The 17,965-nt window shown below is 54.9% G+C and carries 19 protein-coding genes; 16 read left to right on the forward strand and 3 right to left on the reverse strand.

The window, feature by feature from the left end:
* Positions 1-104: 104 nt before the first annotated feature.
* From N6V40_RS04915 to rlmN, 4 genes are all read left to right on the forward strand, one after another.
* Positions 105-1,190 carry a hypothetical protein gene (locus N6V40_RS04915; protein WP_262199224.1) on the forward strand — a complete coding sequence of 362 codons (1,086 nt, stop codon included), beginning with the start codon at positions 105-107 and terminating at the stop codon, positions 1,188-1,190.
* Positions 1,191-1,243: 53 nt separating this feature from the next.
* Positions 1,244-1,906: a GOLPH3/VPS74 family protein gene (locus tag N6V40_RS04920; RefSeq protein ID WP_262199225.1), complete on the forward strand. Its 663-nt coding sequence runs from the start codon at positions 1,244-1,246 to the stop codon at positions 1,904-1,906.
* Between the two features lie 356 nt (positions 1,907-2,262).
* Positions 2,263-2,859: a hypothetical protein gene (locus N6V40_RS04925; protein ID WP_131089299.1), complete on the forward strand. Its 597-nt coding sequence runs from the start codon at positions 2,263-2,265 to the stop codon at positions 2,857-2,859.
* Positions 2,860-2,970: 111 nt separating this feature from the next.
* Positions 2,971-4,269, forward strand: coding sequence for a dual-specificity RNA methyltransferase RlmN (rlmN, locus tag N6V40_RS04930; protein WP_242632499.1), 1,299 nt, complete (start codon positions 2,971-2,973; stop codon positions 4,267-4,269).
* A gap of 64 nt (positions 4,270-4,333) precedes the next feature.
* Here the strand turns inward: rlmN and N6V40_RS04935 are convergent, their stop codons facing one another.
* Positions 4,334-4,591, reverse strand: coding sequence for a hypothetical protein (locus N6V40_RS04935; RefSeq protein WP_131089298.1), 258 nt, complete (start codon positions 4,589-4,591; stop codon positions 4,334-4,336).
* A 154-nt stretch (positions 4,592-4,745) separates the two neighbouring features.
* On the opposite strand from N6V40_RS04935, the gene N6V40_RS04940 reads away from it, so the two are divergent.
* From N6V40_RS04940 to N6V40_RS04950, 3 genes are all read left to right on the forward strand, one after another.
* Positions 4,746-4,991, forward strand: coding sequence for a hypothetical protein (locus tag N6V40_RS04940; RefSeq protein WP_262199226.1), 246 nt, complete (start codon positions 4,746-4,748; stop codon positions 4,989-4,991).
* Between the two features lie 257 nt (positions 4,992-5,248).
* Positions 5,249-6,343: a pyridoxal phosphate-dependent aminotransferase gene (locus tag N6V40_RS04945; RefSeq protein ID WP_315973772.1), complete on the forward strand. Its 1,095-nt coding sequence runs from the start codon at positions 5,249-5,251 to the stop codon at positions 6,341-6,343.
* Positions 6,344-6,451: 108 nt separating this feature from the next.
* Positions 6,452-6,808 carry a DUF2695 domain-containing protein gene (locus N6V40_RS04950; RefSeq protein ID WP_131089295.1) on the forward strand — a complete coding sequence of 119 codons (357 nt, stop codon included), beginning with the start codon at positions 6,452-6,454 and terminating at the stop codon, positions 6,806-6,808.
* A gap of 3 nt (positions 6,809-6,811) precedes the next feature.
* Here the strand turns inward: N6V40_RS04950 and N6V40_RS04955 are convergent, their stop codons facing one another.
* Entirely contained in the window at positions 6,812-7,459 is a 648-nt protein-coding gene (locus N6V40_RS04955; protein WP_262199699.1) for a DedA family protein, read from the reverse strand.
* 371 nt (positions 7,460-7,830) lie between these two features.
* Here N6V40_RS04955 and N6V40_RS04960 point away from each other — a divergent pair, with 371 nt between their 5' ends.
* From N6V40_RS04960 to N6V40_RS04975, 4 genes are read left to right on the forward strand one after another with little or no spacing between them, the layout of a single operon-like run.
* Positions 7,831-8,748 carry an ABC transporter ATP-binding protein gene (locus N6V40_RS04960; protein WP_131089294.1) on the forward strand — a complete coding sequence of 306 codons (918 nt, stop codon included), beginning with the start codon at positions 7,831-7,833 and terminating at the stop codon, positions 8,746-8,748.
* Entirely contained in the window at positions 8,745-9,500 is a 756-nt protein-coding gene (locus N6V40_RS04965; protein ID WP_262199229.1) for an ABC transporter permease, read from the forward strand. The genes N6V40_RS04960 and N6V40_RS04965 overlap by 4 nt, the downstream gene beginning before the upstream one ends.
* Positions 9,497-10,627: a sensor histidine kinase gene (locus N6V40_RS04970; RefSeq protein WP_262199231.1), complete on the forward strand. Its 1,131-nt coding sequence runs from the start codon at positions 9,497-9,499 to the stop codon at positions 10,625-10,627. The genes N6V40_RS04965 and N6V40_RS04970 overlap by 4 nt, the downstream gene beginning before the upstream one ends.
* Positions 10,624-11,229 (forward strand): response regulator transcription factor, encoded by a 606-nt coding sequence (locus N6V40_RS04975; protein ID WP_262199233.1) that lies wholly within the window; start codon positions 10,624-10,626, stop codon positions 11,227-11,229. The genes N6V40_RS04970 and N6V40_RS04975 overlap by 4 nt, the downstream gene beginning before the upstream one ends.
* On the opposite strand, the gene N6V40_RS04980 is transcribed toward N6V40_RS04975, so the two are convergent.
* Positions 11,226-11,726, reverse strand: coding sequence for a DUF456 domain-containing protein (locus N6V40_RS04980; RefSeq protein WP_131089290.1), 501 nt, complete (start codon positions 11,724-11,726; stop codon positions 11,226-11,228). The genes N6V40_RS04975 and N6V40_RS04980 overlap by 4 nt on opposite strands.
* 163 nt (positions 11,727-11,889) lie before the next feature.
* On the opposite strand from N6V40_RS04980, the gene N6V40_RS04985 reads away from it, so the two are divergent.
* From N6V40_RS04985 to yjfF, 5 genes are all read left to right on the forward strand, one after another.
* Positions 11,890-12,921, forward strand: a complete 1,032-nt coding sequence (locus tag N6V40_RS04985; protein WP_262199700.1) for a LacI family DNA-binding transcriptional regulator — start codon at positions 11,890-11,892, stop codon at positions 12,919-12,921.
* A gap of 241 nt (positions 12,922-13,162) precedes the next feature.
* Entirely contained in the window at positions 13,163-14,155 is a 993-nt protein-coding gene (locus N6V40_RS04990; RefSeq protein ID WP_131089289.1) for an ABC transporter substrate-binding protein, read from the forward strand.
* An 89-nt stretch (positions 14,156-14,244) separates the two neighbouring features.
* Positions 14,245-15,825, forward strand: coding sequence for a sugar ABC transporter ATP-binding protein (locus N6V40_RS04995; protein WP_131089288.1), 1,581 nt, complete (start codon positions 14,245-14,247; stop codon positions 15,823-15,825).
* Entirely contained in the window at positions 15,822-16,844 is a 1,023-nt protein-coding gene (locus tag N6V40_RS05000; protein ID WP_131089287.1) for an ABC transporter permease, read from the forward strand. The genes N6V40_RS04995 and N6V40_RS05000 overlap by 4 nt, the downstream gene beginning before the upstream one ends.
* Positions 16,841-17,836 carry a galactofuranose ABC transporter, permease protein YjfF gene (gene yjfF / locus N6V40_RS05005; protein ID WP_131089286.1) on the forward strand — a complete coding sequence of 332 codons (996 nt, stop codon included), beginning with the start codon at positions 16,841-16,843 and terminating at the stop codon, positions 17,834-17,836. Before N6V40_RS05000 ends, yjfF begins: the two co-directional genes overlap by 4 nt.
* Positions 17,837-17,965 lie beyond the last annotated feature (129 nt).

Consider the following 17,965-nt stretch of genomic DNA (forward strand, 5'->3'; position numbering starts at 1 on the left):
CAGTTTCTCTACGGTAATGAGAGAATAGAACACGTGCCGTACCAGTATTCCGAAGTCCCAGCTAACCGCCGGATCAGCGAGCTTGCTATTGAGCGGCGTGCGCTGTGGGCCGGACTGTTCTGTTCTCTTTTGGCCTGACCGCGGCGCTGATCTTCTTTGCCGGTGAACGTCCCGCACTTTTTGGACGTTGGTCGGTGGGCTTTGTATCGGCGGTCTGCGGTGCAACCGCAGCAGCATCAAGTAGTGCCTATGCTTTCCGTTCGATCCTTAGATATCGCGAACCGTGGTTGCGGCGCATCCCGGTATGGCGCCAATTGGTCACCGGTATCGGGTTGATCCTGGTGCATATGGCCAGCTCAGCCATGATCATTTTGGTGGTCTTCCACCTGTTCCAACAAGCATTTTTTGGTTTGCACCTTGATGTTCTTGCTGGGGCGTTGGCGGTCAGCGCGGTGACTGGATTGACGGCCTACCTATGCTTGGTGGCCACCGCTCGTACGAGTGCTGAAACGCTCTCGGTGGTCTTGGGAATCTTCATGGCCGCCGGTGTTTTGATCAGCATGTTGCTGGCTGAAGAACAAGGCTGGTGGCGCAGCATGTTTTCCTTCTTGGGTACTGCGCAGGCTGGCCGAGGATCCTTCTGGACGTTTAACCTGACGCTGATCATTTCGGGTTTGGTCTTGGCGGCCTTCACCGAGTTCCTCACCCGTGATCTTATGTTGCTCTCTCGGACCTATCGCTGCCGACCAGCACTACGCAGATATAAACTTGCACGGAAACTACGTCCCCGTCCAAGGATTGTGCGCTGGTGCTTGGTAGTGGTGGCCGTGGGCATTATCGGGATCGGTCTGGTGCCGGTGAATGTGTCTATGGAAATACATTCGGTATTTGTGCAGCTCGCTTCGGTAGCAATGATCATCCTTTTGGCAGGTACGGCAGTCTTGCTGCCGGGTTATCCTGCCGTATTCCATCTGATGTCCTATGCGGCTGTTGGTGCAGTTTGGGTGGCCTTCCTGCTGTGGAATGACTGGGCTTACTACAACTTGACCGGGTTTGAACTCTCCGTCGTAGCCATCATGTTTGCGTGGATCTCGGTGTTCATTCGTACCACAGCGGCGATGACCCGAGATGGTGAAGAACGTGAACCTGCCGGTTTTTCGCACGACTCTGCGACAAAAATTAGTTCCTAATATCCGTCGAAATGCTGAGGACTGAGCATTGGTCGGGTAGGTAGCCTGTAGGCATGCTGATCTCAGAAAAGCTCTACCTACTGATGGCCGATAATCAACAGAAGCCCGAAGCGGTGATGACAGCTGCCGGCTACGGGATGAATGCCGCAGTACTTTCTGACTTAATGATTGCTGGACGGGTTGCGCTCAGTGATGACACGGTTCCACGGATCAAACTCATTGGCGCCGGTCCTTGCCCGGATCCGGTCTTGGCTTCTTCGCTGGAAAAGTTGGAGAAAAAGGGCAGTCTCACCTTAGACGCTGCGGTCAAGATTCCAGGTCTGTGCAATGTTCGTCGGGTTACCGATTCTTTAGCCAAGCAGGGCATCGTTGAATACGGTTCGCGGACAATGCTCGGTTTGGGTAAAGAGCGGGTCAATATTCTCAACGAACAAATTGAGCGTCAGATGCGCGCGGATTTCAGCGCCCAGATCCACGGCAAGCGGCCTTCGGGGATCAGTGACACCACGGTGCTAGCAATCCTGCAAGCATTGGGAATCGCTCAAAAAGTACTAGCCGATGAGATCTCTCCGGTGAGTTCCGGGCAAACACAAACGCGTATCGCTGAACTAGCCCAAGACTCGCCGGCAGCAGATTCTGCCCAGCGGGCTGTGGCCGAGATGAATGCGATCATCACCAGCGCGCAAGTCATCCCTCCCGCGACGGGATCCAAGTAGAAAACCCCGGTGGCGGGTAACTAGGTCATAACAACTACGACTCGTTTTGATCACTTACGTGAACGGATCTGCCTTTTGGGTCCTCGCTCCCACCGGAATTCTCCCTGCAGTGGCCAGCCATGGATTCCACTGACGGGAGTCGAATGAGTGTCTTGAATCAGCGACGGAACTTCGTGGCTTCGAACCGACATGACGACGCGAAATTTAGTTATGCCAAATTCGCTTTTCTGACCGCTGGTAGGTCTAGGAACCGTAACTGTTATATCAATCTATTGCATTAATGGTGTGAGGAGTTGGAGACTGGCTGAGCCTACATTCGCGTGCAACGGCGCATGCGGAGAAAGAAGGGAATCAGCATGAATACGAAGATTCGCGGAGTTCTGTCCGCAGCTGGGGCGCTCGCGCTAGCAGTGACCGCATTCGCACCTGCCTCTGCAGCGCCACCTGAAAAGAGCAACGTCACCTGGGCCACTGCCGAGATTGCGCAGGTGGGGGAACTAGAAGGGTTCACTGGCACCTCGCACCTGATCGGATTTTCCGGGAACACCGACGGCTTTAGTGACGTTTCGGTGGTGAGCTTCAACTGCCCTGAGGGTCAACTTCCATCATGGGATCCGGACAGCGGGTGTGAAGAAGTGGGGATAGTTGGCATGTATGGCTACGCCGCTGATGTCAGCATCAATAAGAAGCTGTCACAGGCCACGGTTGATTCAACGGTTCGCGTCTACGAAGGTGAAACTGAATCAGGTGAGCCGATCTGGGGCCAAGCTCGACAGCTGAACTTCACCATGCAGGCCACCGGTGATCTCGTGACCACGAAGGACCGGCAGGACGGATACGTTCGCACCGATAGGGAACGTCCTGCCGTGGTCACCAGTGGTCAAGTCGGTGAATTGGACCTGGCTGGCAGCGTGGGAAAGATTGAACAGGTGAAAGAAACCTACAAGTACTAGCCGCTCGAATCAATTGGTGCTGCATTGTCGCTAAGCTGACGGTGCAGCACCATTAGCGCGTGCCCAAACTCACCGCCAAGACGCTTCCGATACGTGAAACAATAGGTAGTAATGACTTCCATCGATTCCACCCCACTTTCCGCTGACGAACGCAAGGCACTGCGCACCGAGCAGGCCGCAGCTCAGCGCGCCCAGCAGCTGCGCATCTCCAAGTCCCGAGCCGACGCCGAAGGGCGCGCCCAGGTCATCCCAACCGCTGAAGGTTGGAAGCAGGAGATGGGTGCCGATGGTCGTCCCGAACTACAGTTCGCGACCAAGCGCCGCGTCTCCCAGCCGCCAACGCACCTAGCCGACCTGTCGCTAGCTGAGCGTCAGGCCAAGCTGAAGGAACTGGGTCTGCCAGGATTCCGCGCTAAGCAGCTTTCGGTGCACTACTTCCAGCACTACACCACCGATCCTGAGAAGATGAGTGATCTTCCTAAGGAGCGCCGTGCGGAACTGGCCGAGGCCATGTTCCCGAAGCTGCTCACCGAGGTTAAGCGCCTAGAGACCGATGATGGCAAGACCATCAAGTTCCTTTGGCGTCTCTTTGACGGTTCGCTCGTTGAATCCGTATTGATGCGTTACCCAAACCGCATCACCCTGTGCATCTCTTCGCAGTGCGGTTGTGGCATGAACTGCCCATTCTGCGCCACCGGACAGGCGGGCCTGACTCGCAATATGTCCACCGCTGAGATCCTGGACCAGATCGTTCAGGCTAACCGCGTGATCGCCGAAGGCGGTCTGGGTGGACAGCAGCACCCAGAGGAGCGCGTTGGCAACATCGTGTTCATGGGTATGGGTGAGCCACTGGCTAACTACAAGCGCGTCATGAACGCCGTTCACCGCATGGTCGCTGAAGCTCCTGAAGGCCTGGGTATGAGTGCTCGCGGCATTACCCTCTCCACCGTTGGTTTGGTTCCTGCCATCCGCAAGCTGACAGAAGAGAACGTCCCAGTGACCTTCGCTCTGTCGCTGCACGCACCAGATGATGAGCTGCGCGATGAGCTGATCCCAGTGAACTCACGTTGGAAGGTCGATGAGGCATTGGATGCCGCGTTTGACTACTACGTGAAGACCGGACGTCGTGTCTCAATTGAGTACGCGTTGATCAAGGACATGAACGACCACGAGTGGCGTGCAGAAATGCTAGCCAAGAAGCTCAACGCTCGCGGTCGCGGATGGGTTCACGTGAACCCAATTCCGTTGAACCCAGTACCGGGTTCCATCTGGACCCGAAGCGAACCGGACATCACTTCCAAGTTTGTGCGTCGCCTCGATGAGTTGGGTGTTCCAACCACCTTGCGTGATACTCGCGGCAAGGAAATCGACGGAGCATGCGGCCAGCTCGCAGCTGACGGCGACAAGTAAGCAAAGAAAAAATCGGGACCCGAAGGGGTCCCGATTTTTTTAGTTAAGCTCAGTGAGCTGGAAGCTACAGCTTTTCCTGCGAGTCAACGTTGCGAGCGGCCGCAGTGAAGCGACGCTCAAATTCTTCGGCGGAGACCAATTCGCGCTCAACGCGGAAGGACGATTCCGGAATACCAAGCACCGCTGCAATCAGGGTGCGGGTATAGCCAGCAATCTTGCGTGACTTTCGGGTGCAGGTTACCTGATCAATTTCCGGGACCCAGATGTTCCACCAGCCGCCTTCTTTGCCGACGACGGCTTGGAATACTTTTTGCTTGCTCATGTGTTGCCTTTGCTCTCTGCGTTGTCGGGGCAGAATCCTGCCGTCTGCGTTAATAGTCCACCATACTCGTCCTTGATGGTCAGTTGCCCGGCCGCAATAAAGCTCTGATCTCTACGCCTTGATAGATTTGGTGAAGTAGGGATAAGGGGATGGTATGAATCAGAATGATGACCAGAATTTTGACCCGATGATTTACGACGTCATGCGCGAATTGACGACACAAATTGTCGGCAGATATTCGGCTTGGCAAAGGGAAGCTGCAACCGAGCGTGAAGCGAATCATTGGCGCGAGGAATGGCTACGAGTCCGAACGGAAGCACGCGAGGTCGACCGCGCAGCCGCGCAGCCATTGAAGCTAAAACGGCCGAACTTCGTCAGGTCCTGCTCGAGTTGCCTGTAGATGCGCCGACGCTTGAGTAGTGCTCAGGATCAAGATCTCAAGATGAAGTGGACGACTGATTGGCACTATGCGCTTGGCTCAAGGCCAGCCGGTGTAGCGTTGGAGGCTGAGAGTTAGGCGCAGGTCAAGCGCGAGTGCAAGTAGTGAGGACAAAAAGTGCAGGTATCCCAGCGCGCCCAAGTTGCTCCCTTTGAAGTGATGCAAATAGTTGATCAGGTGTCCACAATGCGCCAAGCGGGTCACGACGTGATCTCCTTATGCGTCGGCGAACCTGGTGGGGAGCACCGGCTGCGGTCAATGGGCTTGCGGCGCAACTGCACGCTGAGCAGGCCGACTTTGGGTACACCTCTACTGCTGGTTTGGCTGAAACCCGCCAAGCCCTCGCCGAGCATTACCGCAATTCTTACGGCGTGCAGATTCCGGCGAAGAACTTCGTGATGACCACTGGCTCCTCGGGTGCTTTCCAGCTGGCGTTCCTCGCGGCCTTTGATGCCGGAGATGTCGTCGCACTGGCACGTCCGGGCTACCCGGCCTACGCCAACATCCTCAGAGCGCTGGGCCTGAAGGTAGTGGATCTTCCTACCAACGCAGAACAACGCTTCCAGCCGACTATCGCCAACTTGGAACAGGCCAAAAATGAGCATGGCCGTTTGGATGGGCTAGTAGTCGCCTCGCCAAATAATCCCACCGGAACCATGTTCAGTTCCGAGGAGCTGAACGAGTTGGCTACGTGGTGCGAATCCAATGGGGTTCGGTTAATCAGCGACGAGATTTATCACGGCATCGAGTTTGATCCTGAGCGTAAGGGGCACACCTCATGGGAGTTCTCCGAGACGTCCATTGTTGTCTCATCCTTCTCTAAATATTGGGGAATGACTGGTTGGCGGCTGGGCTGGATGGTTGTTCCCGACGATCTGCTGTCAGCCGTTGACGCCTTGGCTTCCAACCTTGCATTGTGCGCACCTGCGCCAGCGCAGCGAGCTGCGGTTGCCGCATTTACGCAGGAGAGTCTGAAGGAAGCAAACCAAAGAGTTGAAGAGTTCGCTCGCACTCGCACTCTGGTTCTTGAAAACCTGAAGAGGCTAGGAATCGCTGAAGCCGCACCGGCTGATGGCGCGTTCTACCTCTACGGACGGTTGGCTCCGGAAGTACTGGAACATTTTGGTTCGGCTAGCGAGTATTCTCAGGCAGTCCTTGAGCACGCACATGTTGCTCTGACCCCTGGTGGAGACTTTGATCCGTTTGAAGGTCACCTGTTTATCCGGCTGTCTTTTGCCGCCGGATATGAGCAAGTAGCTGAGGCTCTGGAACGAGTAGATGCCTTCTTGCGGCAGAGCCTTGCTGGAGCATAGATGTCCACAACTCGTGAGCCTTAGCGTGCTGGGCCGGCTCAAAGCTGGAAAGTAATGGCAGGAGCAACAAATTGGTTGCTCCTGCCATTACGTCTTTAAGGAGTTCTGATGTCCCAGCTGCCATTACCGGTTGAACACGAATGTCTGCCTTGTTATCTGTACCGGGTTGCCGGGTCGCAGTCCTGCGATGGGACCCTGCAGATGCTCAGTCACTACCGGGACCAATGCGCCCCGCGGGCCAGTGCACTGGAGAAAAAGATGCGGTTGTTGGGCGGGTATTGCGACTGCGAGGTGTTGCTCAACGCGGTGCGGCCAGCATCTACCCAGGCCATGCGTTTGATTGATGCGGGCGAAGATTTGGTCTGTAAAGGAGTACGCCGCGGCACAATCCAACCGTGTGAGAACTGGTTGATGCGCCGCGGCGTACAGTGGGGTGGCGGTCGTTTTAGCCGCCGAAGTGCTTAGAAATTAGTCTTCGATGTTCTTGCTTGGCTTGCGGGACTTGAGCAATTCAATACCGATCGGGATGACCGAGACCAGCACGATCAAGATGAAGATGATGTCGATATTTTCTTCGATCCAGGTGAACTGTCCCAGCCAGTAACCCAGCATGGTGACGCCGATACCCCATAGGGCTGCGCCGATCAGGTTGAAGGTGGCGAAAGTCTTGTGGTCCATCTTCGCAACACCGGCAATGACCGGGACGAAGGTACGTACCACTGGGACAAAGCGTGCGAGGATCACTGCGCGGCCACCGAACTTTTCGAAGAATTCGTGGGCGCGTTCTACGTTCTTCTGCGAGAAGAAGCGTGAGTCAGGCTTGTTGAAGATTGCCGGGCCGGACTTCCTGCCAATCATGAATCCAGTTTGATCTCCTGCAAAAGCGCTGATGAAGATTGCTAGCGCGAAGAGCCACAGTGGGATGTGGATGGTGCCAGTTGCGATGAGCATACCCACGGTGAAAAGCATTGAGTCACCAGGTAGGAAGAAGCCAACTAGCAAGCCGGTCTCAGCGAAAACGATGGCGCAGACAAGCACGACGACCCATGGGCCGAGGTCTGGGTTATCTAGGAAAACCGCAGGGTTAAACCAGTCCGGTAGGAACGCGGCACCCATAGTTGGTGAGGCGTAATTCGTCAGCGTGGAAAGGAAAGAAGTTTGATCAAGCACAGAAAAATCCTACGGGAAGTCACTGTGAGTTTCCCATAGGACTCGGCAGAGAAAGGTTTGTTCGACCGGAGATTCACAAGGCAAGAGATCGGCCTTTTGATCGCTAACCGGCATTGATCACTACTTCTGTGAAATTCTCACTCCAACAGCCTCGGTCCACTTCGCGACCAACTGTTGTCTAAGTCACAGCGTTTATTAAAGCTCAGGCCAGATGGTTGTTTTGTTGCAACCAGTTTGTTGAAGCCATGACAACTGTCATGCGTAGGTCATGACATTCCGCTCTTCTGTGGTGTTGTTCTGAAGCAAAGAATAGAAATATGGAAACGATAATTGGGGCCAATGCCATTTCGTTGAGTGCGGTGGAGAAAACGTTCACGTCGGGAAAAAGTACGGTTCAGGCAGTAAGAGGGATAAACCTTCAAATCGAGCAGGGACAAATTGTCGCGCTACTGGGCCCAAATGGTGCCGGGAAAACCACCACTATCGACATGATGTTAGGGCTGATTTCTCCCTCGTCTGGATCCATCCGAGTATTAGGTAACAGTCCCCACCAAGCAATCTCTTCTGGAAACGTTTCGGCAGTACTCCAAACCGGAGGACTGCTGCGCGACCTGACCGTGAGGGAAACCATTAAAGTCATCGCAGCCATGCAAGAGTGCACAGAGCGAATCGACTCGGTAATGGAACGAACTAGTCTGAATAAGATTGCCAAGCGCAAAGTTGGCAAATGCTCCGGTGGCGAACAGCAACGCATCAAATTTGCGTTGGCTCTGCTACCAGACCCAGACGTGCTGATCTTGGACGAGCCAACCGCTGGCATGGATGTGATGGCGCGTAGAGAGTTCTGGCAAACGATGCAGAGCGAGGCTACAGCAGGGCGCACCATCATTTTTGCCACTCACTATTTGGAAGAAGCCCAAAATTTTGCCCAACGCACCGTCTTGATGAGCCAAGGACAAATTGTGGCGGATGGGGCAACAGAAGAATTGCGGCATCTCATCTCTGGCCGTGTAGTTAGTGCCAGTTTCACTACTGAATCCCAGGCAGACCAAGCGCGCAATTTTGACGATTCGGTCTTCATCACCGAACGTCAAGGGCTGCGCTACACATTCCAATGTGCCAACTCTGATCAGTTCACGCTGGCGCTGTTGCAACACTTCGGGGCGCGAGATATTGAGATCTCGTCCCCGAGCCTTGAAGACGCTTTTATCCAACTCACCAAGGTTGCATCATGATGACTACCTACATCCAAGTGGAGTTTGCTCGGCACTTCCGCGACGGCTACAACTTAGTTTTTGCATTGTTGTTACCGGCGGCAATGTACATCCTCTTCGGAAACATCCCGAGTTACGGACAATCCGAGCTTGGGGGAGGAAACGTCAAGTTTTATCTGATGATCTCCATGGCTGCCTACGGTGCAGCGGTGAGCACTGTTTCTATTGCAGGAACGGTGGCCACCGAAACAATGCAGGGCTGGGGCAGACAAATCGCGTTGACCAGAATGTCTCCTACCACTTTTGTTGCTAGCAAGATGATTGTCGCCGCCACCGTTGCCGCAATTTCTGCGGCCGTCGTTTTCGTTCTAGGTGCGGCCACCGGAGCGGTGGTTCTAGACAGTTGGATCTGGAGCGTTAGTTACCTAATCACCTTGCTCGGCGCCATGATCTTTGCATGCTACGGAATCGGAATGGGCATGATTCTTAAGTCGGAATCCGCTTTAGGTCTGGCGTCAGGGCTGATGGTGTTCTTCGCATTCTTTGGTAACGTCTTCATGCCGTTGGAGGGAGCGATGCTAGATGTGGCCCGTTTCACACCAATGTTCGGTTACGTAGCCCTTGCCCGTTATCCGATGCTCGCTGATATTCCTGCCGGCGAGCCTATGAGCTCAGACCCATTGTGGATGATCGCTACTAACCTAGTGGTATGGGCAATGATCTTCGCCGTCTTCGCGGTACTCGCCACGCGCCGGGCCAAGGCGCGTCAGTGAGCAACAGCGCGGGTAATGCAATGGATGCCGAAGAGCAGTTCTGGCGCCGTTGGGGATGGATGCTATCCGGCGTATGGCTTCTGTTCTTGATCTTCCCAATTCTTCAGTTGTTGCAGAACCCGTACCCAAGCCATGTGCGAATTATCGGGCTCGGATTGCTTGTAATATTTTCCTTCACGTACCTGCGGGGCTTCAGAAAATATTCGCATCATGTGGGGCAAGGAGGCACCAATGAGCCAGAAGCGCTACTCAGCTTCTTGCTCTTGGCCGTCTTGGTAGTTCCCGCGATTTTCTTCATCGAAGTCAATGCTCTAGGACTGCTCCCGTTCATTACCTCCTTTGCTGCCTTCTTGCTGACGAAGCGCTGGGTGATTGCCACCTATGCTGTTGCGACCGCGCTGAGCATTGGACTACCAATATTTTTAGGTCAGTTCTCGGATGGACTGTTCCTCATTGGTCTAAACCTGGCAATGATGGTGGTGTATGCGGTGACCGTGGCAGCGATTAGCAGATCCGTTGCCTCTGAAGAGTTGCGTGGCGACTATCTGGTGATGGCTGAACAGGAGCGAGTGGCCCGCGATGTTCATGATGGAATTGGTCATTCACTCACAGCTCTGAATCTCAAAGCACAGTTAGCCCTGCGTTTGATTGATGCCGGACAAATTGATCGGGCCCGCACGGAAGTTCAACAGCTCTCGACATTGGCGCTCGATGCGCTTGCTTCGGTGCGGACCACCGTTCAAGGACTGGAGCGTCAGGACCTAGACGCGGAGCTGGCTCTACTTCGCAAAGTCTGTGACGATTCGGGACTGTCTTTCACTTTGGTGGGTAACGCCGAGCAGATTGAGCTACGGTGGCGTTCTCATACCGCTTGGATTGTGCGCGAGGCGCTCACAAACGTTCTACGCCATGCTCACGCTGGTGCAGTGCGAGTCACGATCACTGCCGTTGAGGTGACTGTTGATGATGACGGAGACGGGTTGCGGGAGCAGGATACGGGACACGGTATCCGGGGTATGGTCGAACGTGCCAAACAGATCGGAGCAACAGCTACCGTGGGCCCATCGCCCTTTGGTGGAACTCGTCTTCAATTGATTTTTGCGAGCAGCATCAAGGAGCAACAGTGATTCGAGTATTGATTGCCGATGACCAGCACTTGGTGCGTGGCGCCATAGCGGCGTTGTTGAATCTGGAAGATGACCTTAATGTCGTGGCTGAATGCGCTGACGGTGACGAAGTGGCAGCTGCCCTAGCGACCCATCCAGCTGATGTAGCACTTCTGGATATTCAGATGCCTCGACTTGACGGGTTACAAGTAGCCGAGCAACTTCGCTCCACGCACCCTGAAGTGAAGGTGCTAATTCTGACGACCTTTGATCGGCCTGGATACTTCCGTCAAGCCTTTGAAGCTGGAGCCAGCGGGTTCCTCGTAAAGGATGCGCCGCCAGCTGAGCTGATCGCGGCGATCCGCAAAATCCATGCTGGTAATAAAGTAGTTGACCCAAAGCGAGCGATGCTGAGCGTGGAGAGCAAACGAAATCCGCTCACCGAGAGGGAACGCGAAATCCTTGAGCATGCGGCTACCGGCGCCCCGGTATCTCACATCGCCGCCAGCGTGCATCTTTCTACTGGGACAGTGCGCAACCACCTGTCTAACGCGATCGGCAAAACCAATACTGCCAACCGGATCGAAGCCGCCCGTAGGGCCAAACAGATGGGCTGGCTCTAGCGGGTCGCGAAGTGCGCGATTAGCCCGATCACCCAAATGGATGAAGCCAAAAGTACACAGCCGAATTCAACTACAATGCCTAGTCCCATAGCCTTCAGTGCGGCCCAAGAAGAACTGAACGCACCGGAGACTTCACGACGCCGCACGCTCTCTCCGAGGAACAGTCCCACAGCAAAGCCGATGAACAAACCCAGCACGGGGATGATGAAGGCTCCGGCGATGGCTCCGATCACCGCAAAGAGAATTGTCCCCTTGGGAACCTGGTGCTCTTTGAGTTTGCGTCCGGTGAGGACTGCGGAGGCTGACCATCCCAAGAAGGTAATAGCCATACCTAGGCCAGCTGCCCACCATGAAGCGCTGGAACCTAAGAGCCAACCCCACGCAAGCAGGGTGCCGATGGTCAATAATGAACCGGGCAGCACCGGGAAAATGGTGCCGAAGGCCGAAACTACCAGCAGTAGTCCGGCAAGGATGGTGTAAATAATCTGTGTATCCATGAGCCAAGTTTCGCACGGTCAATGCCATGAGAAACTCGGTAACAAATGGAGAGTTCGCCTGTCGGATAATCTTTGACGAATCAAGGGCTGTTTCTTTTGCAATAATGAGCTCATGATTTCCTCGCAAACCGCAATCGATAATGACGCTCGGCGCCCTCCGTCGATGTCAGATGTTGCGGCGAGGGCAGGGGTGTCACATCAGACGGTTTCGCGAGTTTTGAATAATCCGGACCAAGTTCGACTTGATACCCGCGAGCGGGTTCAGCAGGCTATCGATGAGCTCGGCTATCGGCGCAATGGCGCAGCTAGGGCCTTGGCCACCGCTCGTTCGAGAACCATTGGTATCCTCACCATCGGCAATGCGCATTTTGGCCCCTCGAGCACGGTGAATTCCGTAGAATCCGCAGCGCGTTCGCGAGGATATTTCGTCTCCGTTAGCTCGCTGGAATCCTCAGGTGAATCGGCGGCGCACCGGGCGTTGGCACAATTGGTTGATCAAGGCGTGGACGGGATTATTGTGGTGGCGCCCTTGATGGATGTCGCGCAAGTGGTCGAACGGGCTGCTCCTAGTGTGCCGGTAGTGGTAGCGGCTGCAAATCCGAACGCTGAACCGACGAAGATGGTGCGCTACGTCTGCGTTGACCAGCGCGCCGGGGCGCGTCTCGCAGTGGAATACTTGATCCGATTAGGACATCGAAAAATAGCCCACGTGAGCGGGCTGGACTCCTGGATTGATGCTTCTGAGCGGTTGGCCGAATTCCGCAACGTCGCCAATGAGAATGACATCGAAGCGCTGGAATTCCCTGCCGACGGATGGGCGGCAGCTGATGGATACGCGGTAGGTCTGCAACGTGCAGAACAGATTCGCTCGGAGCAAGGGCCAACAGCAATTTTCGCTGCCAATGACTACATTGCCCAGGGTCTATTGCGAGCTTTCTGGGAATGTGGAATCCGAGTTCCACAGGATATTTCTGTCATCGGATTCGATGACGTCGAAAGCTCGGAATACTTTATACCGTCGATAAGTACAGTCCGTCAGCCCTTCGATCTTTTGGGGCAAGCCGCTATGGAAGCACTGACCTCAGTTCAGTTAGGTGATGCGCCAACTGGTGGTCGCTTTGAAGCCGTCCTTGAGCCTGAATTGATCGTTCGAGGAAGTTGTGCGCCAGCACCAGCACGCAAAGTTAGCGTCTAAACTGGCGTCCTTTTTTCGATTACCCCTATCGAAAGACCAAAGATTTACCTAGAACGCCTAGTGGAGAGCTCCGGGAACTGGACTCAGAAATTTTTGGACATTTTCAGGCAAAAAAGAATTTTCTCTCCGACTCTTCCCACCCTGAAATGTTAGCGCTAACATTGTGATCACCGACACAGTAATCCCGCATTCGGCACCTATCACTCGACAGTCGGCGGGGACCCACGAGAAGGAAATCTCAATGAAGCGAAAGACCTTTTTACGCGCCGGAATTGCAACGCTTTCGGTTGCAGCAATGGCGGCAATGAGCGCATGCTCGGGCTCAGCATCCAGCGAACCAGCTGCAAGCGGAGCCGCGTCAGAAACGATTTCGATCGGATTCTCGCAGGTTGGCGCCGAGTCAGGCTGGCGCGCAGCTAACACGAAGGACATTCAGGACACCCTCACCGAAGCCAACGGTTTTAAGCTCAGCTTCTCCGACGCGCAGCAAAAACAGGAAAACCAGATCCAAGCTCTTCGTTCCTACATCGCCCAAGGTGTCGATGTATTGGCTTTCTCGCCGGTCGTTGAAACCGGCTGGGATGCAGTACTCCAGGAAGCAAAAAACGCCAACATTCCCGTCGTCCTCACAGACCGAGCTGTCGACACCACCGATGAGTCGCTCTACGCCTCGTTCATCGGCTCCGATTTTGTTGAAGAAGGCAAGCGCGCTGGTGACTGGGTAGCTGAAAACTTCAAGGACAAGGAAATCAACGTGGTTGAGTTGCAGGGCACCACTGGCTCTGCACCGGCTATCGACCGCAAGGAAGGCTTCGAAAAGGCTATTGCTGGTTCGGACATCAAAATCGTTGATTCTCAGACCGGTGACTTCACCCGTGCAGGCGGAAAGCAGGTCATGGAAGGGTTCCTGAACTCGCATGATGACATCGACCTCGTTTTCGCGCATAACGACGACATGGGACTAGGGGCAATCGAAGCCATCCAGGCAGCGGGCAAGAAGCCAGGTGTTGACATCAAGATCGTCACCATCGATGCCGTCAAGGACGGAATGAAGGCCCTAGCCGACGGAAAGATCAACTACATCGTCGAGTGCAATCCGCTCCTTGGTGAGGACCTCGCGCAAATCGCCAAGAAGGTTGTCGCCGGGGAATCGGTAGAGAAGCGCATTGTCGTCGAAGACGCAGCTTTCAACCAGGAAGAAGCCGCCAAGGCCTTGCCAGATCGCAAGTACTAAGCGACAACAACCCCTCGAACCGGCGGATGGAATTTCCGTGCGCCGGTTCTTCACCTAGCGCCACATCACGCATCTTCAGAGGCAACATAATGATTGCATCCACACCTCAGCAACGGCCGACAGCGGCCACCGAAGCTGAGCACCAACCAACTTCTCCGATAGTCCAGATGAGTGGAATCACCGTCGAGTTCCCCGGTGTTAAAGCCCTGGAGAACGTCGACTTCAGACTCTTCCCTGGCGAAGTACACGCCCTCATGGGGGAAAACGGGGCAGGAAAATCTACCCTGATCAAAGCACTTACCGGAGTGAACCAGATAGCCTCCGGAAGTATCACCGTCAACGCGACACCAATCCGCTTTAGTGGACCTGCAGATGCTCGAGAAAATGGGATCTCGACGGTCTACCAAGAAGTGAATTTATGCACCAACCTGACCGTCGCGGAAAATATCATGCTCGGCAGCGAACCCCGCCGCTTCGGTGGGCTGGACTGGCGAAGTATGCGTCGCCAAGCAGCGGTATTCCTGAAGCGTATGGGACTAAATATTGATCCCGGCAGCTCCTTGGGCTCCCACTCCTTGGCCGTCCAGCAACTAGTAGCCATTAGCCGTGCCATGGTGGTTGATGCCAAGGTACTCATCCTCGACGAGCCCACGTCCTCCTTGGACACTGACGAAGTGGAACAGCTCTTCGCCGTCATGCGTCAGCTACGCGAAGACGGAGTGGCAATCCTTTTTGTCTCACACTTCTTGGACCAGATCTACGCGATCTCAGACCGAATTACCATTCTGCGTAACGGTGCACTTGTGGAGGAACGGCTGACCGGTGAATTACCACAGCGCGAACTCGTCTCCTTGATGATTGCAGGCACTTCAGACGCCACCGTCGGGCAAGTCATTGAACGCAACGTGGTCAGCGCGCGCAAGTCAGATGCCAAACCGCTGTTGCAGGCCGTGGGCCTGGGTCGCAAGGGTGCGGTGCAACCGTTCGACCTAGAGCTGTACCCCGGTGAAGTTATTGGCATGGCCGGGCTGCTAGGTTCTGGGCGCACTGAATTGGCCCGGTTGCTTTATGGCGCTGACAAAGCAGATGAAGGCTCAATCCAGCTACATGGTGTCCAAGCGAAACTGCGCACACCGCGTCAGGCTCTGGGGCATAAGATCGCCTACACCTCCGAGGACCGAAAGGGTGAAGGAGTAATCGGTGATCTGAGCGTTGCCGAAAATATTATCCTCGGTTTGCAGGCGGCCCGAGGATGGACCAGACCGTTGCCAGCTACTAAAGCGGCGCAGGTTGTCGATGCGTACATCAAAGCATTGGGTGTGCGTCCGGCGAATCCGCAGGCGTTGCTCAAAAACCTCTCCGGAGGAAACCAGCAAAAAGTACTGTTGGCTCGCTGGCTAGCCACCGCACCAAAGCTCTTGCTGTTGGATGAGCCTACGCGCGGTATCGACATTGGCGCCAAGACCGAGATCATGAACCTGGTTTCGGAATTGGCCGAACAGGGGATGTCCGTGGTTTTCATCTCGGCCGAACTAGAAGAAGTGTTGCGTCTTTCCGACCGCATCGTTGTCATGCGTGACCACACTAAGGTTGCCGAAATTCCAAGCAGCCAAGATGTGGATGTACCACGCCTAATCGAAATCATCGCCACCGGGGAAGAAAACACATGACCCGCATATATAAGCATCGGCTGTTCTGGCCGTTGGTAGCATTGGCAGCATTGTTGCTGGCCTGCAGTATCAAACGCCCAGATATTCTGGGGATTACCGTTCTGGATGGCCACCTATTTGGTGCACCGATCGATATTTTGCGCAACAGCGCACCGCTTCTTTTGGTGGCCCTTGGCATGACTTTGGTTATTGCCACCCGAGGAATCGACCTGTCTGTGGGCGCAACTGTGGCCATTGCCGGTGCCGTGGCGCTGACCTTCATTGCCAGTTCGGATCAGCCAGGCTCGTTGGGTACTGCGCTGGGTGCCATCTTCGTGGCCGTGGGATTGTGCTTTTTACTTGGCTGCTTCAACGGCTTACTGGTGGCCAAGTTTGGTATCCAGCCCATCATCGCAACGCTCATCTTGATGACTGCTGGACGTGGCATGGCCATGTTGATTACCAATGGGCAGATCACCACGGTCACTAGCGCACCCTTTAGCTCTCTAGCTTCCGGCTTCCTGATGGGACTGCCGGTGGCGGCAATCATCGCTTACGGCGTGTACCTTGTGGTGTCCATATTGGTACGACGCACCGCTTTGGGCATGCTGCTGGAATCGGTGGGCATTAACCCTGAAGCCAGCCGCTTGGCCGGTGTGAAATCCAAAACCTTGGTCTTCACCGTTTACGCTCTGTGCGGGTTGCTCGCCGGGCTAGCCGGACTGATCTTCGCTTCCAATACGATGGCGGCAGACGCTAACAATGCCGGCCTGTTTATTGAGCTGGACGCGATCTTGGCCGTAGTCATTGGTGGAACTTCGCTGGCTGGAGGAAAGTTTAATCTTTCTGGCACGCTGATCGGCGTGCTCATCATTACTACCTTGAGCCTTACGGTGACCGTACTTGGCGTTTCGCCGCTGGTCACTTCACTGTTCAAAGCAATCGTAGTCATTGCGGTCACGCTGATGATGTCCACGCGCTTGCGCACCATGTTAGCGGGACTGCGTGAACGTCGACGTTTCCAGGAGGTCAGCGCATGAGCGTTGCAACTGCCACGGTCAGTGGCCGCGTTACACCTAAGCTGTCCCTAGACCGGCGTTACCTCCCGGTCATTGGCACCGTCGTCGTATTCCTATTGATGTTGCTGGTCGGAGGGGTGCGTTACGAGAACTTCCTGTCACCGGCTGTGATTTCAAACCTCTTCATCAACAACGCTCACCTCATTGTGCTGGCCACCGGGATGACCTTCGTGATTCTTACCGGTGGAATCGATCTATCGGTCGGCGCAGTCCTTGCCCTGTCCTCGGTAATTACGGCTACCTTGCTGCAAGCCGGTATTCCGCTGATCATTGTTTTGCCGGTGGCTCTGCTCGCTGGTTCAGTGATCGGCTTGGGTATGGGAGTCATGATCCAATACTTTGAAGTGCAACCCTTTGTGGCTACGCTCGCCGGAATGTTTCTGGCTCGTGGACTGTGCTTCATCTTCGCCCCACAGTCGGTCCCAATTCGTGATCAGGGATTTGTTTCCCTGACCAACTGGGGCCTGACAGTTGGTCGCTGGCGGTTGACTGCGGCCGTGGTGATTGCCCTGCTGGTGGTAGTTGGCGCGTTGTGGGTACTGCACAGAACCCGCTTTGGCCGCACTGTTTACGCAGTTGGCGGTGGAGAACAGTCGGCAACTTTGATGGGGTTGCGAGTGGCAAGAACCAAAGTATTGGTTTACGTCATTTCTGGAACCTGCGCTTCACTCGCTGGCATTCTATTCGCGATGTTCTCCCGGTCCGGCTACGCACTCACCGGCGTTGGTATGGAACTGGATGCGATTGCCGCAGTGGTCATTGGAGGCACACTTTTGGTGGGAGGCATGGGATTTGTCGCTGGCTCTTTAGTCGGCGTCATGGTTCTAGGCCTAATCCAAACGATCATCACCTTTGAAGGAACCCTGAGTTCCTGGTGGACCAAGATCGTGATCGGTGTTTTATTGCTGGTCTTCGTGATCTTGCAACGAATACTTTCCCTGCGGCGAACCTAAATGCCGTAGCGAAAAAGTTCAGGGTCCGGCATTACCGTGCCGGACCCTGAATCATATCCAGCCGCCTTCCGGCGGCGAATATCCCTTCCGAGAACGGTGTTTTATGTAGGAACCCGTCCTCGTCATCAC

The sequence above is a fragment of the Glutamicibacter sp. M10 genome, assembly GCF_025452055.1.
GTDB lineage: Bacteria > Actinomycetota > Actinomycetes > Actinomycetales > Micrococcaceae > Glutamicibacter.